Genomic DNA, 14173 nt, shown 5'->3' with positions numbered 1-14173 from the left:
GGGACGTGGTCACTTCGTCCTGCCTCTGAGCGGCAACCTGATGTCACGTCGCAGGGCGACCTGAAAGCAGCGAAGGACTTGACAGTCGTAATCGGGCGCGCCACTGTGAGAGACATGTTCAAGCATGTATCGCATGCCTGAATGGGGCGGCTACGGCTGTCCTGACCTGCACAATCACTGCCCGGCGGCGGGACTCCCCAGCAAGGTCGCCCGCCGCCGCGGTTCTCCCTGCCCCTTCGATTCAGGAGAGCACCATGCGTACGTACGTCGGCCATCAACAGGCTGTATCCGCTGAGGACTTTGTGGAACTGGCCCTTGGCACGCCGGTTGAGCTGTGGCTCGGGGTTGAGGGTGAGACGGATGACGAGCGCGCGGCCCGTCTGGACGCGGCACGCGACATCCTTGCTGACCCCGAGTACCGCTACCTGCCGGACGACGTGGCCCGCATTGCCGCCGAGGTGATCGAGGCCCACGCCCCGGAGCTATTTAACGTCATCCCGCTGGCGCGTCCGGCCGGGCGCCGCCGGAGCTCCCGGAAGGGAGCGGCGGCATGACGGCCGCGACCGAGACGGCGCGGCCGGCGGTGCCGCCGCTGACGAAACCGGAGATGGGCCTTGCCGGACTGGGCGCGCTAGCCGCGGCCGGAGTCGGCGCCCTGGGGCTCATTGCCTCCTTTGACGCGGTCTCCTCTGCAGCCGCCCGGTGGGGCTTCGACGCGCCGTGGATGCTGCCGGTTGGCATCGACGTGGCCATTCCGGTGTTCACTGTGGCCAACCTGCTGTTGATCCGGATGGATATGGCGTTGGCGTGGGTGCGGTTCGTGCCCTGGGCGCTGACGCTGGTCACGTGCGGGCTGAACGTCGCCGCCGGACACTCGCTGTGGGCGAAGGTCGCGCACGGCACGATGCCACTGCTGTGGGTGGTGTTCTCCGAGATCGGCGCCCACGTCTACGCCGTACGGATCGGTGCCGCGACCGGGCGGCGGATGGAGAAGGTGCGGTTCTCCCGCTGGATGCTCGCCCCGCTGTCGACGTTCGCCCTGTGGCGGCGGATGACGCTGTGGGAGATCACCTCCTACTCCGAGGCACTGAAGCGGGAGCGTGAGCGACAGTTGGCCCACGCTCGGCTGCGGGAGCGGCACGGTAGGCGGTGGCGGTCAAAGACCCCGCGCCCGGAACGCGTGCTGCTGAAGCTGGGCGAGCTGGCCCCGGCGAGCGAGGACGTCCCGCCCGCGCCGCCACAGCAGGCGGCGGAGCCGAAGCCGGAGGCACCCAAACCGCCGCGGAAGCGTCCGGCCAGCACCAAGGGCAAGGCCAAGACCGCCAAGGCGCCGCGGACCCCGGCGGAACTGCTCGCCGAGGCACGCCAGGCCACGGCCGACTGGACCGATGACGCGATCAACGCGGAAGCCATCCGAACCACGCTGCACTGCTCTGCTGCCAACTCCCGTGTGCTGCGCGACCTTTTGTTGAACGAGCGGGCCGAGGGCCGCCGCCTGCACTCCGTCGACGACGACAGCAACGAGGGGACCGAGGGGGCAGCGGCATGAACACCCTGATGACCATGCTGGCCGCGGCGGCTCCGGTCGCCTCCGGCTGGGCGGCCCACATGCTGTTACTGCGGCGGCGCCTGAACGTCGCCCGCCGTGACCCGCTGACCGGGCTGCGGACTCGCGAGGCATTCACCCGCCGGGCCACCACCCTGCTGCGCGACCCGCGGGCGGTCGTGGTGCTGGCCGACGTCGACCGCTTCAAGGAGATCAACGACACCTTCGGCCACGCGGCCGGTGACGTGCTGCTGAAGGCGACCGCGGAACGGCTCGCTCACCACGTCGGCCGGTCCGGGGTGGTTGGACGGCTCGGGGGAGACGAATTCGCCGCCGTGCTCATCGACGACCACGGCACCGCCGCCGACATGCTCGCCGTCCTGCACGGCTCGCTCGCCCGCCCCGTCGACGGCCAGGACCCGGCTGTACACACCACGGTCTCGCTCGGCTGGGTGCGTACCACGGACTTCCCCGGCGACGACCTTTCCGCGCTGCTGCGGCGGGCCGATGAGGCGATGTACGCGGCTAAGCAAGCCCGCGCCGGAGCTCGCCGGGCTGGGTTGGGACGGCTGTTCGCCACCGTCACTGGACGCCGTGCCGGACGCACCGGGGCCCGCACCGACGTGCCCGTCGTGAAGGTGGCTGCCTGATGTCCGCCTACGGCAAGTGCTTTGACCCGTCCGGCACCCGTTTCGGAGTCCCCACCTTTCCGTGGCGGTTCGCCCCGGACGGCTACGCCACCCGCCGCCAACTCAGGGCGGCCGGTCTGCGGCCGGGCGGACAGCCGGTCGCTGCGCAGGTGATGCGCCGCAACCGGGGCCGCAAGGCCGGGGTGCAGGTCGCCTACCTCTACCGCGTCGACCGCGCGATGCCGGTCCGGCCGATGACGTCGCGCAAGTGGGGTGCGCTCGCCCTGGCGGTGCTCGCCCGCCGCACCTGCCCCACGTGCCAGGTCACCTACAGCTACTGCATCCCGACCTCGCTCGGGATGTGCCTCCTCTGCGCCTACCCCGAGGAACAGCGCGCCGCCTGACCAGCCACGGGGCCCGGTCTCAACCGACCAAAGCAGCGGCCGGGCCCCGCATCCCTCCACAGAGAAGGAAGCTTCAGTGAAGCACCCCGACGACGACAACGAACTCTTCAACCGGCTGGAAGCCGAGATGGCCGCCGACTCCGGGGGCGAGGTGGTGGACCTCGACAAGGCGCGGTCGACCCGCTCGGAGTCGGCCGACCCGACCGCTCGACCCGACGCCGACCGGTCGCCCGACTCGGCTCCGGGTGGGTCGGGGATGGAGTCGGCCGACCCGAGTGTGCGCGTGATGGTCGACTCTCCGACCGTGAAGGCGGCCGGTCCGGGCTACCTCGGTCGGCTCGCCGCCGCCAAGCGCCGGGACGTGGTCCCCGCCTGGCTCCGGTCGACCGCCGAACTCAAGACCGCCACGGCATGGGTGGCCCGCCACTACACCCACGCGGCCGGATACCACGCCCTGCGCTCCCCGGTGTACGCCGCGCGTCTGACGATGCAGGCGCCGACCGGGCTGGCCCGGTTCGTGGGCGGCACGATGCGGTGGGTCGCCGACCGCGAGGGCGAGCCGATTCGCCTGGCCGCCGTCCGGCGTGAGGACGCGGCCGAGTACCTGAAGCTGTCGCGGCAGCGCGACGGCCGCGTGCGGCTGCGCACCCTGGTGGCCGTGCTGTGCATGTTCGTCGGCCTCGCCCTCGCGCTCGCCCTGTACGTCCTTGCCCCCGACTGGCTCCAGGCCGTGTCGGTCGGCGCGGTCGTGATGGCGCTCGGGGCGGCCGGGCGTAAGGCCGACGCCCCAGTTATCCACAGGGCTGTGGAAGTCCCGAAGGCGTCCAAGCTCACGTCGGACATCGTGCTGCGGGCGCTCGGAGCGATCGGCATTCCCGCGATCAACCAGGCCCAGGCCAAGGGCTGGGACGGGTTCGAGTTCACCGCCCCGATCACCCGCGACGGGCCCGGCTGGCGCGCGGAGGGCAACCTGCCCTTCGGCGTGACCGTCACGGACGTGATCGAGAAGCGAGAGCGTCTCGCGTCCGGCCTGCGCCGGCCGCTGGGCTGCGTGTGGCCGGAAGCGGAGTCGGAGGAACACCCCGGTCACCTCGTGCTGTGGGTCGGTGACCAGACCCTCAAGGCCGCCCCGAAGCCCGCATGGCCGCTGCTGAAGTCCGGCACGGTCGACCTGTTCAAGGCCATTCCGTATGGCATTGACCAGCGCGGACGCTGGGTGCCGGTCACCCTGATGTTCATCGCCGGGGTGATCGGCGCGATTCCCCGCATGGGCAAGACGTTCCTGCTGCGGCTGCTGCTGCTCATCGCCGCCCTCGACTCGCGCGCGGAGCTGCACACCTACGACATGAAGGGCACTGGAGACCTCGATCCGGTCGGCGAGGCCGTCTCCCACCGGCACGGCGTCGGCGAGGAAGACGAGACGATCCAGTACGCGCTGGGCGACTTCCGTGCCCTGCGTGAGGAACTGCGCCGCCGGACCAAGGTGATCCGCTCGCTGCCCCGGGATATCTGCCCTGAGTCCAAGGTGACCAGCCAGCTCGCCGACAAGCGCTCCCTGGGTCTGCACCCGATCGTGATCGGGGTGGATGAGTGCCAGGTGCTGTTCGAGCACGCGGAGCACGGCAAGGAGTTCGAGGAGATCGCGACCGACCTGGTCAAGCGCGGTCCCGCCACCGGGATCGTGCTGCTGCTGGCCACCCAGCGGCCCGACGCCAAGTCGCTGCCCACCGGCATCAGCGCGAACGCCAGCACGCGTTTCTGCCTGAAGGTGATGGGCCAGACCGAGAACGACATGGTGCTGGGCACGTCCTCCTACAAGCGCGGCGTGCGCGCCACGATGTTCGCGTGGGGGGACAAGGGCCTGCACTACTTCGTCGGTGAGGGCTCCGACGCCCGGATCGTCTCCAGCGCGTTCCTGGACGCGCCCCTTGCCGAGCGTGTCGCCGCCCGCGCCCGCACCGTGCGGGACAAGGCCGGACTCCTGTCCGGCTATGCCCTCGGGGAAGCCCCCGAGGTCGTCACGGGCCCGTCCTACGACCTGCTCGCGGACGTCGCGGCCGTGGTGCCGGAGAAGGAAGAGCGGGTGTGGAACGAGCGGATCGCCGCCCGCCTCGCCGAACTGCGCCCTGACGTCTACGGCGGCTGGAAGGGCGAGAACGTCACCTCCGCGCTCAAGCCGCACGGCATCAAGACCCGCGACGTGGCGGGGACGACCGACGACGGGAGCCGCACCACCCGGCGCGGGATCGCTCGCGCCGACCTCCTGAAGGCGATTGCGGAGCGTAACGAGAAACCGGGCGCCGCATAGGCCCGGCACGGTGCTACCGGTAGCACCCGCACCTGCTACCGGTAGCACCCCCGCTAGCACCCCATATCCGCTTCCACCTGTGATCTAGCGGATAGCACCCCACCTGCAGAAACCCCCGAAAACTCGCCCGGAGGGCATCTGATGACCCCCATCGTCCTTGCTATCGCCTGCCTGATAGTCGTCACTGTCGGTTACGGCGGGCTGTGTGTGGCCTCGCCGTTCGGCGACTGCCGCACGTGCCACGGCATGGGCCACGCGCTGAAGACCGACCGCAAGGGACGCCTCAAGCGCGGCAAGGACTGCCGCCGTTGCAAGGCGACCGGCAAGCGCATCCGCGTCGGCCGCTGGCTCTACAACCGCTGGGCCCGCATCTACCGCGCCAGCGCTTGAACGAGCGACCGGCGACCGCCCGTCATGAGACGGGCCCCGCTCCTAGCTGGAGCCAGGCGGGCACGGTCGCCGGCGCATCGCCCCGAACTTGCCAGCACCCGGGGCGCGCAGCGCGTAACCACCCATCCACCTCGCCCGGAAGCGAGTTTCCCTGCCGTGATCCTCAACATCTCCGCCGTACTGCTGTTCGGCGCCGCCTCCGCCCTCGCCGTCAAGACCAAGTCCGCCGGGGGCGGCGCTGCCCTGGTGCTGTTCCTGTTCGGGTTCTTCGTCGCCGGGACCGGCGCCTACGAGCCCATCCACAACCTCGTGCAGGCGTCCGCCGACGCCCTGTCCGCCCTCGGCAACTGACAGGGGAGACTGACCATGAACGAACCTACCCGCCACCTCGCCGCGTACGACACGGCGGCCGTGGAAGTCCATCACCCCGCCCCGATCATGCCCGCGCAGGCCATGCCGCTTACGGCTGTACAGCCTCAGGGCATCCCGGCTGTGGCGAGCATCGTCCTGCCCGACGGCCGGGTCGTCACCGGCTACGCGCTCAGCCCCATGCAGCCGGAGCCGGTCACCGCCAAGCCGCCCGTCTCCCGCGCGGCCGTGAACATCGCGCTCGGAGGTGTCGGGTTCCTCGCTGTGTGTGGCGGGCTGTTCCTGCTGACCGCGTTCATCACCGCCCTGACCGCGCTCATTACCCAACTCGTCATCCTCGCCGCCGTCATCATCGGCGGCTTCATCGCCGTACAGGTCTTCAGCGCGAGCGGCCACCGCGGCGGGACCACGGTCAATATCCGCAAGGCCGTCATCAAGCGCAACCACTTCCACGGCTGAGGGGGCACAGCTTGCGCTTCTACCTGACCACCCACAAACGCCACTGGGTCCGGCTGACCAAGGTGCCGCTGTTCCTGAAGTCCGAACACTTCGTCAACGCGGTCAAGCTGGATGAGGCGCGCGGCCCGTACGCGGTGGACTCCGGCGGCTTCTCGGAGCTCCAGCGCCACGGCCGATGGACGCGCACCCCACGCCAGTACATCGAGGACCTGCGCCGCATCTGGGAATGCGTCGGCCCCTACGACTGGGCGGCCCCGCAGGACTGGATGTGTGAGGACCTCATCATCCACGGCGGCACGGCCGGGCCGAACGTCTTCGTCGGCACCCACCTCAGCGTGCCGGAACACATCCGCCGCACCGTCGCCAACTTCCTGGAACTGCACTCCTCGCCCCCGAGTTGCGGATAGCCCCTGTCCTTCAGGGGCGGACGGTCGCGGACTACGAATGGTGCGCGGAACTGTACGAGCGGGCCGGGGTCGACTTGACCCGCGAACCCACGGTCGGGCTCGGCTCGGTCTGCCGCCTTCAGTCCACCCGCGAGGGAGCGGCCATCGTGACTGCGATGGCTGCGCGAGGGCTGAATCTGCATGGCTTCGGCTTCAAGACGCTGGGACTGGAACGGGTCGGCCATCTGCTCGCGTCAGCCGACTCCGCGGCGTGGAGCTATCACGCCCGCCGCAGGCCACCGCTGCCCGGCCATACACACAAGAACTGTGCCAACTGCCTCGACTACGCCCTGCGCTGGCGTACCCGCGTTCTGGCCAGCCTCCTGCCCTGGCAACAGCCCTTCCTCGACGCAGCCTGACGAAAGGAAGCCATGTTCGAGATCCGCATTATCTGCGAAGCGGCCGATGCCGACCGCACCACCACCGCGCTCAGCGACGCGTTCGCCACCGGCGCCGTACGCACCTACCCCACCCGCGATGGCGAGCGCACCCGCCTGTACCTCACCGCCGACCACCGCCCCGAACCGGGACCGTGGCCGACGCCGGACGAGGCGTACGCGCTCGCCCCGAGCATCGTCAGCGAGATCGGATGGACCGCCAGGGCGGCGGCCGATCGGCCGTTCTACGACGGGTTGAACCGGGAGTTCTGGCTTCGCAAGGCCGCGCTGTTGGACCGGATCGCGGTCAGCGATGAAGCTGACAGCGTCACCAGCGACGCGGCCGACCTCGCCACCCGAGCCGCGCAACGGCTGATGGAGCTGGACGACACGGCCGTCATCTGCGATCCGCGCCATTACGTCCGCCAGCAGTACGCCCACTGGGCCAAGAGCCAGTAGCAACGCCGCGGCGGCGGGACTCCCCAGCAAGGTCGCCCGCCGCCGCGGTTCTCCCTGCCCGTCCGTAGCGAACAGGAGAACTCCCAGCATGCCGTACCGTGACGGCTTTGCCCAGCTCACAGCCGCGCTTGACGCAGCGTCGCGTGGCTGGCGCGTCTTCCCCCTCATCTCCGGCGACAAGCGCCCGGCCGTCTCCCACTGGGAGACCCGTGCAACCACCGACCCGGACCGCATCACCCGCGCGTGGTCCACCGCCGCCTTCAACGTCGGCATCGCCACCGGCCCCTCCGGCCTGATCATCATCGACCTGGACAAGCCCAAGCACCCCGGCGACACCCCGCCAGCCGCGTGTGCCCAGCACGGGGCGGCCGACGGCGCCGACGTCCTCGCCGTGCTCTGCGAGCGCCACGGCCAGCCCTTCCCCGGCGACACGTACACGGTGCGCACCTGGAGCGGCGGCACCCACCTGTACTTCCTCGCACCCGAGGGCGAGCCCCTGCGCAACACCGCCGGGGACAGCGCCCGCGGGCTGGGTTGGAAGGTCGACACCCGGGCGTGGGGCGGGCTCGTGGTCGGCGCGGGCAGCACCTGCACCGGACACCCGTACGAGGTCACCCACAACGCCCCCGTGGCACCTCTGCCGGGCTGGCTCGCCGAACTCCTGCGCCCGGCGCCGCTGCCCCCGCAGACCCCCATCACGGTCGCCCTCACCGGGCGCGGGCGACGTACAGCCTTCCTCCGCTCCGCCGTAAGCGGTGAAGTTGAGCGGGTCACCGGCTCCGGACCACACGAGCACAACAACGCGCTCTACGTCGCCGCGGTGGCCCTCGGACAGCTCGTTGCCGGAGGCGAGTTGAGCGAAGCCGAGGTCACCGGCTGGCTCCTCACGGCCGCGCTCCAGGTCGGCCAAGGCGAACGCGAGGCACGGCGCACCATCGCCTCAGGGCTTCGGGCTGGAGCACGGCGCCCCCGGACGGTCGCGGCATGAGCGCCAATCCCATCCCGCCCCTGCACCTGTACTCCGTCCCCAGCGACCCCGAAACGGCCCCCACAGTGCCGCCGAAGCGGGAGCGCCCGCGGACCGCATGGACGGCCGATCAGCTCATGGCTGCGCACTTCCCCGAGCCGAAATGGGCCGTGCCCGGCATCCTCGCCGAAGGCGTCAACGTGCTCGCCGGACCGCCCAAGGTCGGCAAGTCCTGGCTCTCACTCGGACTGGGCCTGTCGGTCGCGGCCGGCGGCAAGGCGTTCGACTCCGTTCCCGTCCAGGGCGGCCCGGTGCTCTACCTCGCTCTGGAAGACACCCCGCGCCGTCTCCAGACCCGTATGGGCAAGCTGCTTGGTGGACAGCAGGCGCCCGCTGGTCTGACGCTGGTCACCGAGTGCCCGCCCTTCCCTCAGGGTGGAACCGAGGCCATTGCTCAGTGGCTGGAGCGCCACCCCGACGCGCGCATGGTCGTCATCGACGTGTTCGCCAAGATGCGCGGCCAGGCCCCGGCCGGGGTGTCGGCGTACGACGCGGACTACGTTGCCGTCGGCTACGCCAAGCGGCTCGCCGACCACTACAGCGTGGCTGTCGTCCTCGTGCACCACGTCCGCAAGGCAGGCTCCGACGACTTCCTCACCGAGGTCTCCGGCACCAACGGCATCGCCGGAGCCGCGGACGCCACGCTCGTTCTGAAGCGGGCCCGCGGGCAGGCGGACGGCATCTTGCACGTCACCGGCCGCGACGTCGACGAAGCCGAGTACGCCCTCAGCTTCCAACCCGCCTCCGGCGCCTGGCACCTGCTGGACGGCCCGGTCTCCGACCACACCGTGGGCGACACCCGCGCCACGATCCTGCGCTACGTCCGCGCCCACCCCGGTGCCAAACCCAAGGACATGGCCGAAGACCTGCCCCACGTCGATATCGACACGATCCGTAGGACCTGCAACCGCATGGCTGACGCCGGCCAGCTCAGCAAGGACCTCAGCGGCCGGTATTACCCGGACACCGAGACCCGGACTCAGGGCACCCCGGAGGTGTCCGCACTGTCCGGCTGTCCGGTTACCCCACCTGACCAGCACGAACGGCCCGGACAGCTTCAACAGGAGCTGTCCGGCCTGTCCGGCTCCCTCACGGCGGACCAGCGTAGAAGGAAGTGACCGTGGCCCGAGACGAGATGCTCAGCATCGACCAGGTCATCGCCGAAATCGGCGTACCCCGAGCGACCTTCTACCGCTGGCGACAGCTCAGGAAGGGACCGAGGGCCATCAAGCTCCCCAACGGCTCGGTGCGCATCCGGCGGTCGGAACTGGAGCGCTGGATTGAGGCGTTGGAGGAAGCCGCGTGACCTACCGCAACAACTCGAAGGGCGTCCGCGAGAGCGGGCGCCCGCCCGCGGCCAACGAACCGACCCTGTCCACGGATGTGCGGGTGTGGAAGATCAACCAAGTGCGGAGCAAGAGAGCTCCCTACCAGCTTCGTTGGATCGTGGCGGGCAAGGTCAAAACCGCTAGTTTCGCGACGGTCACTCTCGCCGAGAGTCGCCGTTCCGACCTGTGGAAGGCGATGGTCAAGGGCGAGGCGTTCGACGTCGAGTCGGGGTTGCCGGAGTCTGAACTCAGGGCGGTTGCCGCACGGGAGAATGCCAAGCCCGACCCGTCATGGTGGGACTTCAGCCGGGAGTACATGGTCAGCCGGTGGCGCACGTCCGCGGCCAAGACCCGAGAAGGGGTGGCTGACAGTCTCGCTACGGTCGCGCTCGCGATGATGGGCGACGGGAAGAAGGCGCCATCTCTCGAAGAGGTCCGCTTGGCGATGCGGTGGGCTGTCGTACCGGCGCATCAGGACGAAGACCCTCCCGAAGGTCTCGCGGCTGCCTGTTTATGGCTTCAGCACCGCTCACTGTCCCTGTCAGCCCTTACCGACCCCAAGGTGGTCCGGGACGTCCAGTACCGGCTCTCGTTCAAGCTGGACGACACCCCGGCGGCGGGGGAGACCTACAAGCGTCGCCGTCGCGGCTTCAACACCGCCATGGAGTACGCGATCGAGTGCGGGTACCTGGATACGAACCCGCTCGCGGGAGTGAAGCGCGCGGGTTCCACCCACGGTGACGTCGTAGACCCCCGGGTACTGGTGAACGCGGTGCAGGGAGCCCAGCTCCTCACGGCGGTCTCGTACGTCGGGTCGGTGCACCGCAACCGAGGGCGTCGGCTGGTCGCCTTCTTCGCCTGCCAGCTCTATGCGGCGATGCGGCCGGCCGAAGCGGTTGGCCTCAGGGAAAGGGACTGCTACCTGCCCGAGAAGGGTTGGGGCACGCTCACCCTGAAGGAGACCCGTCCGGTCTCCGGCAAGAAGTGGACGGACTCCGGCAAGCGGCACGACAAACGCGGACTTAAGTCCCGCGAGGTCAAGGCGGACCGCCCGGTACCCATCCCGCCACCGTTGGTCGCGATGCTGCGCGAGCACATCAGGGAGTTCGGGACGGCGAAGGACGGCCGGGTCTTCCACAACGAACGTGGTGAGGTGCTTGGGACTTCGAGCTACTGGCGGGTGTGGCAGGAGGCTCGTCCCATCGCTCTCCCCCCGGACAAGGTGGATTCGCCGCTCGCGCATCGGCCCTACGACCTACGCCACACCTGCATCACGAACTGGCTGAACGCGGGCGTCCCCGTTGCCGAGGTCGCCCGCCGAGCGGGCAACTCACCTGAAGTCATCCACCGTCGGTACGAGGGTTGCATCGACGGTCATGAGGAGGTGAACAACAAGAAGATCGAGGAGGCGATGGGGTGGGTGGACTGAGGTTAAGGCGTAACTTCAGCCCGGCCCACGTGTGGTACTGTCACTCCCGCGCCTAGCGCAGGAGCTGGATTCAGTCCTTTTGGTTCGCAACCAAGAGCTCCACAGAAGGATGGAGATCCAGGTATCGAACCCTGGCGGCCGTTGGCCGTAGCTCAAGAAAGAGCCCGCCTTTTCAAGAAGGGTCGCCTCTGGGCGGCCCTTCTTTATTTTAGTAACCTATTCGCGTCAAGCCATCCTGCAATTCGGTCGGCGTTGCGCCAATTGCTAGGTAGTTATGACGAGCATATCCGAGAACTTTTCTTGTGCGTTCGTCAATATTTTGAGGGATTCCTGGACCGAATTCTTCCATGTCCTCCAGGATTACGTCAATCCAAGTGTCTCTTGTTAGCCCGCTCGCGAGCAGCTCGTTGACGGCCCTTGCTAGAAGTTTGGAAACTGCGAAGCCGAGGACGAGCTCGCCTGTTCCAACTTTCAAGGAGTCGCCCTCCTTGAGGTGTTGCGGTGAATTTCGCACCACCTTGCGCCATCCCGCTAGCGCTCCCTTGGAGCATTTAGAGGCTTCTGCTACTAGACGCTCATCTATCACGCCACCTCTGTGGATGAGGCAATTTCTCATCTCCCTGAGGACGTGGAACTGCTGAAGGCTGGCCTGGGGGAGCGGTGATCCGATCCCCTGCTCGAAGGCTTCGTGCACTTTACTTACGATGGTCCGATCCGCGACTTTAGCTGTAATTAGACCGTCTTTGGCAAGCAATTTTAGACATGACCCCATGTAATCTTCGTGTAGGGACATGAGGTAAGGGAGAGCCATCTTTGCGATGTGAGGACCGGCATCGTCCAGGATGTCCCGAGCCTTCTCGATCGAAAGGTCGAATCGGGAAATCTCTTCAACGCGGGGAAAGATCAGCGAGAGAGGAGCCGGTGCCTGCACCATGGGTTGCAGGAGGACGGATGCAAGTCCAGCCCCGGCGAAGAGACCCATGACGCTGTCGTTGACCGATCGCCTCATCCTTTCGTATTGACGGTACGCGGGGAACTGGGCAAGGGGCATCGGCGGTCCTCTTCATCATCCGTTGGGCGCGCCATGCTGTCACCCGCGTGGTTCCTCTGTCGCATCGCGGCTTGCGGTGTGGGCTGGACGTCTCACTCGCCACTCACTCGCGACTAGTGCGCACCAATGACAAAGAGCCAGACTCAGTGAGACTGAGTCTGGCTCTTTGCATGCGGCACTTTGGCTGGTCAGTGGCTTGATCACCCTGATCCGGCTTCTGTGCCCCCGGCAGGATTCGAACCTGCGCACACGGCTCCGGAGGCCGTTGCTCTATCCCCTGAGCTACGGGGGCGTGTCGGCCGTTCTCTGCGGCGACGGGTAGAACCCTACCAGCTCTTTCAGGGTCGCCATGAACAGGTTTCCCGGGCCGTGGGGTGCCCGCCGTTCCCTCGGCAGGGCGCCCCCGGGTGTCGAAAGCCGCTCGCTCGGACACGCCCGGGTGCGCGGCGCCGCTCCCTCGAAGCTCAGCTTCCCCGCGAGCCTCGACTCTCGGTGGAACTCCCTTTGCGTGCACGGGCCGTCTCGACCGGTGGGCAAGGCGTCGGCTTCGTTGTGCCTCCCCCGGACGGGGTGGAAGTGGGGAAAACCCGGACGCGGCCGCTCGGGGCGACCTACTCTCGACTTGTGCCAGGCGCGTCCGGTCGGGTGCTTGTTGTGGACGACAACAAGGTCATCCGGCAGCTGATCAGGGTCAACCTCGAGCTGGAGGGTATCGAGGTCGTGACCGCGGCCGACGGTGCCGAATGTCTGGACATCGTTCATCATGTACAGCCCGACGTGGTCACCCTCGATGTCGTCATGCCGCGGCTCGACGGACTTCGTACCGCCGCGCGGTTGCGGTCCGATCCGCGGACTCGGGAGCTCCCGCTCGCCATCATCAGCGCGTGCACGCAGTACGAGGTCGAGAGCGGCCTCGACGTGGGTGTCGACGCGTTCCTCGCCAAGCCGTTCGAACCCACCGAACTTGTCGACCTGGTGAAGGACCTGATGGAGCGTCGAGGGCGCGTCGATGCCTCCCGCCCCGCGGATGCCCCTCGCAACGTCGGCGGTGTCGGTGCCGGGCTCGTGGTCGGCAGCGGGCGCGACTCCGGGGAGGGCGAGCGGGCCGGGCGCGCTGATCACGTCGGGCGCACGGGTGCCTGAACAGCTTTTCGGCCGACGGGGAGCCTCCCCGAGTTCCTGATCAGCAAGTGATCGTCGCCGTGACGGGGCGGCGCTTCGGCGCCGCCCGCCGAAGCCTCCGGCAACGGCATCCTGACCGCCGCCCGCCGGGCCCGTCGGCCGCTCCCCGTCCGGGGCCTCCGACCCCCGTCCACATCCCGGACTTCCGTCCAAACCAGGTCGCAGACCCACCCCCCTCCTCCCATACCCTTGTCCCGTGACCCCCGTCGAGCTCTCCCGTACCGTGCTGTGCGCGGTGCGTCGCGCTGTGGACGACGGGGAACTGAGCGTGGCCGTGCCCGCACGTGCCGTCGTCACTCCGCCCGGCCCCGGAGGCCGTGGCGACTACGCCACCAACATCGCCCTCCAGCTCGCTCGTCCCGCCGGCCGGCCGGCGCGCCAGGTCGCCGAGATCCTGCGGTCCCACCTCCGTGACACCACCGGAGTGGCCGACGTCGAGATCACCGGACCCGGCTTCCTCAACATCCACCTCGAGGGCTCCGGCGCCACCGCCTCCCTCGTGCGGGAGATCCTTCAGGGTGGCGGCGGCTATGCCTCGGGCAGGCAGGGCATCCTCCCGACCGGCATCAACAGTGGCCCTGCTGTCGACAGCAGCAGAGATATCGACAGCAACAGAGATGAGAACAGCACAGATGTCGGCGGCAGCACAGACGCCGACCCCGACACCGATGCAGACGGCCACACAGACGTCGATCGCGAGGCAGACGTAGACAGCGGCGCAGACGTCGACCGCGACGCGGACCCCGCCCCCGACACAGTCACCGCCACC

17 protein-coding genes, 1 tRNA gene and 1 pseudogene are annotated in these 14173 nt (G+C 68.6%); 17 read left to right on the top strand and 2 right to left on the bottom strand.

Annotated features, from left to right (window positions below):
- Positions 1-254: 254 nt before the first annotated feature.
- From ADL25_RS35010 to ADL25_RS34945, 15 genes are all read left to right on the top strand, one after another.
- Positions 255-554 (top strand): hypothetical protein, encoded by a 300-nt coding sequence (locus ADL25_RS35010; RefSeq protein WP_059131936.1) that lies wholly within the window; start codon positions 255-257, stop codon positions 552-554.
- A complete protein-coding gene (locus ADL25_RS35005) occupies positions 551-1549 on the top strand; it encodes a DUF2637 domain-containing protein (RefSeq protein ID WP_059131935.1) in 999 nt (332 codons plus the stop codon). The genes ADL25_RS35010 and ADL25_RS35005 overlap by 4 nt, the downstream gene beginning before the upstream one ends.
- The gene (locus ADL25_RS35000; protein WP_059131934.1) at positions 1546-2196 is read left to right on the top strand and encodes a GGDEF domain-containing protein; all 651 of its coding nucleotides are present in this window, start codon (positions 1546-1548) and stop codon (positions 2194-2196) included. Before ADL25_RS35005 ends, ADL25_RS35000 begins: the two co-directional genes overlap by 4 nt.
- On the top strand, positions 2196-2579 hold the full coding sequence (locus tag ADL25_RS34995; protein WP_059131933.1) for an RRQRL motif-containing zinc-binding protein: 384 nt from the start codon (positions 2196-2198) through the stop codon (positions 2577-2579). Before ADL25_RS35000 ends, ADL25_RS34995 begins: the two co-directional genes overlap by 1 nt.
- 76 nt (positions 2580-2655) lie before the next feature.
- A complete protein-coding gene (locus ADL25_RS34990) occupies positions 2656-4887 on the top strand; it encodes a cell division protein FtsK (RefSeq protein ID WP_199839262.1) in 2232 nt (743 codons plus the stop codon).
- A gap of 141 nt (positions 4888-5028) precedes the next feature.
- Positions 5029-5277, top strand: coding sequence for a hypothetical protein (locus ADL25_RS34985; RefSeq protein WP_059131932.1), 249 nt, complete (start codon positions 5029-5031; stop codon positions 5275-5277).
- Between the two features lie 156 nt (positions 5278-5433).
- Positions 5434-5628, top strand: coding sequence for a hypothetical protein (locus tag ADL25_RS34980; protein ID WP_059131931.1), 195 nt, complete (start codon positions 5434-5436; stop codon positions 5626-5628).
- Between the two features lie 15 nt (positions 5629-5643).
- Positions 5644-6105, top strand: coding sequence for a hypothetical protein (locus ADL25_RS34975; RefSeq protein ID WP_059131930.1), 462 nt, complete (start codon positions 5644-5646; stop codon positions 6103-6105).
- Positions 6106-6116: 11 nt separating this feature from the next.
- Entirely contained in the window at positions 6117-6512 is a 396-nt protein-coding gene (locus tag ADL25_RS51005; protein ID WP_234381164.1) for a DUF7221 family queuine tRNA-ribosyltransferase-like protein, read from the top strand.
- The gene (locus tag ADL25_RS52340) at positions 6503-6910 is read left to right on the top strand and encodes a DUF7221 family queuine tRNA-ribosyltransferase-like protein (RefSeq protein WP_420711395.1); all 408 of its coding nucleotides are present in this window, start codon (positions 6503-6505) and stop codon (positions 6908-6910) included. Before ADL25_RS51005 ends, ADL25_RS52340 begins: the two co-directional genes overlap by 10 nt.
- Positions 6911-6922: 12 nt before the next feature.
- The gene (locus ADL25_RS34965; protein WP_059131929.1) at positions 6923-7387 is read left to right on the top strand and encodes a hypothetical protein; all 465 of its coding nucleotides are present in this window, start codon (positions 6923-6925) and stop codon (positions 7385-7387) included.
- A gap of 88 nt (positions 7388-7475) precedes the next feature.
- The gene (locus ADL25_RS34960; protein ID WP_059131928.1) at positions 7476-8375 is read left to right on the top strand and encodes a bifunctional DNA primase/polymerase; all 900 of its coding nucleotides are present in this window, start codon (positions 7476-7478) and stop codon (positions 8373-8375) included.
- Positions 8372-9532 (top strand): AAA family ATPase, encoded by a 1161-nt coding sequence (locus tag ADL25_RS34955; protein ID WP_059131927.1) that lies wholly within the window; start codon positions 8372-8374, stop codon positions 9530-9532. The genes ADL25_RS34960 and ADL25_RS34955 overlap by 4 nt, the downstream gene beginning before the upstream one ends.
- A complete protein-coding gene (locus ADL25_RS34950) occupies positions 9529-9720 on the top strand; it encodes a helix-turn-helix transcriptional regulator (RefSeq protein WP_107116786.1) in 192 nt (63 codons plus the stop codon). The genes ADL25_RS34955 and ADL25_RS34950 overlap by 4 nt, the downstream gene beginning before the upstream one ends.
- Positions 9717-11171, top strand: a complete 1455-nt coding sequence (locus ADL25_RS34945) for a tyrosine-type recombinase/integrase (protein ID WP_059131926.1) — start codon at positions 9717-9719, stop codon at positions 11169-11171. Before ADL25_RS34950 ends, ADL25_RS34945 begins: the two co-directional genes overlap by 4 nt.
- Positions 11172-11379: 208 nt before the next feature.
- Here the strand turns inward: ADL25_RS34945 and ADL25_RS49330 are convergent, their stop codons facing one another.
- Together ADL25_RS49330 and ADL25_RS34940 are read right to left on the bottom strand one after the other, a co-directional pair.
- The gene (locus tag ADL25_RS49330; protein ID WP_159045069.1) at positions 11380-12222 is read right to left on the bottom strand and encodes a hypothetical protein; all 843 of its coding nucleotides are present in this window, start codon (positions 12220-12222) and stop codon (positions 11380-11382) included.
- Between the two features lie 220 nt (positions 12223-12442).
- Positions 12443-12514 (bottom strand) — tRNA-Arg (locus ADL25_RS34940).
- Positions 12515-12867: 353 nt separating this feature from the next.
- Between ADL25_RS34940 and ADL25_RS34935 the strand changes: the two genes are divergently transcribed.
- A complete protein-coding gene (locus ADL25_RS34935; RefSeq protein WP_059131925.1) occupies positions 12868-13365 on the top strand; it encodes a response regulator in 498 nt (165 codons plus the stop codon).
- A gap of 235 nt (positions 13366-13600) precedes the next feature.
- Positions 13601-14173, top strand: a pseudogene (locus ADL25_RS50995) (hypothetical protein); the annotation flags it as partial.

Origin of the sequence: Streptomyces sp. NRRL F-5122 (genome assembly GCF_001507435.1) — a bacterium.
GTDB classification, from domain to species: Bacteria; Actinomycetota; Actinomycetes; order Streptomycetales; family Streptomycetaceae; genus Streptomyces; species Streptomyces lannensis.
This window is presented reverse-complemented; position numbering and strand designations above follow the sequence as displayed.

Coding starts and splice junctions, on each gene's coding strand:
- ADL25_RS35010 (WP_059131936.1), top strand. CDS start 255: ATGCGTACGTACGTCGGCCATCAACAGGCTGTATCCGCTGAGGACTTT.
- ADL25_RS35005 (WP_059131935.1), top strand. CDS start 551: ATGACGGCCGCGACCGAGACGGCGCGGCCGGCGGTGCCGCCGCTGACG.
- ADL25_RS35000 (WP_059131934.1), top strand. CDS start 1,546: ATGAACACCCTGATGACCATGCTGGCCGCGGCGGCTCCGGTCGCCTCC.
- ADL25_RS34995 (WP_059131933.1), top strand. CDS start 2,196: ATGTCCGCCTACGGCAAGTGCTTTGACCCGTCCGGCACCCGTTTCGGA.
- ADL25_RS34985 (WP_059131932.1), top strand. CDS start 5,029: ATGACCCCCATCGTCCTTGCTATCGCCTGCCTGATAGTCGTCACTGTC.
- ADL25_RS34975 (WP_059131930.1), top strand. CDS start 5,644: ATGAACGAACCTACCCGCCACCTCGCCGCGTACGACACGGCGGCCGTG.
- ADL25_RS34965 (WP_059131929.1), top strand. CDS start 6,923: ATGTTCGAGATCCGCATTATCTGCGAAGCGGCCGATGCCGACCGCACC.
- ADL25_RS34960 (WP_059131928.1), top strand. CDS start 7,476: ATGCCGTACCGTGACGGCTTTGCCCAGCTCACAGCCGCGCTTGACGCA.
- ADL25_RS34955 (WP_059131927.1), top strand. CDS start 8,372: ATGAGCGCCAATCCCATCCCGCCCCTGCACCTGTACTCCGTCCCCAGC.
- ADL25_RS49330 (WP_159045069.1), bottom strand. CDS start 12,222: ATGCCCCTTGCCCAGTTCCCCGCGTACCGTCAATACGAAAGGATGAGG.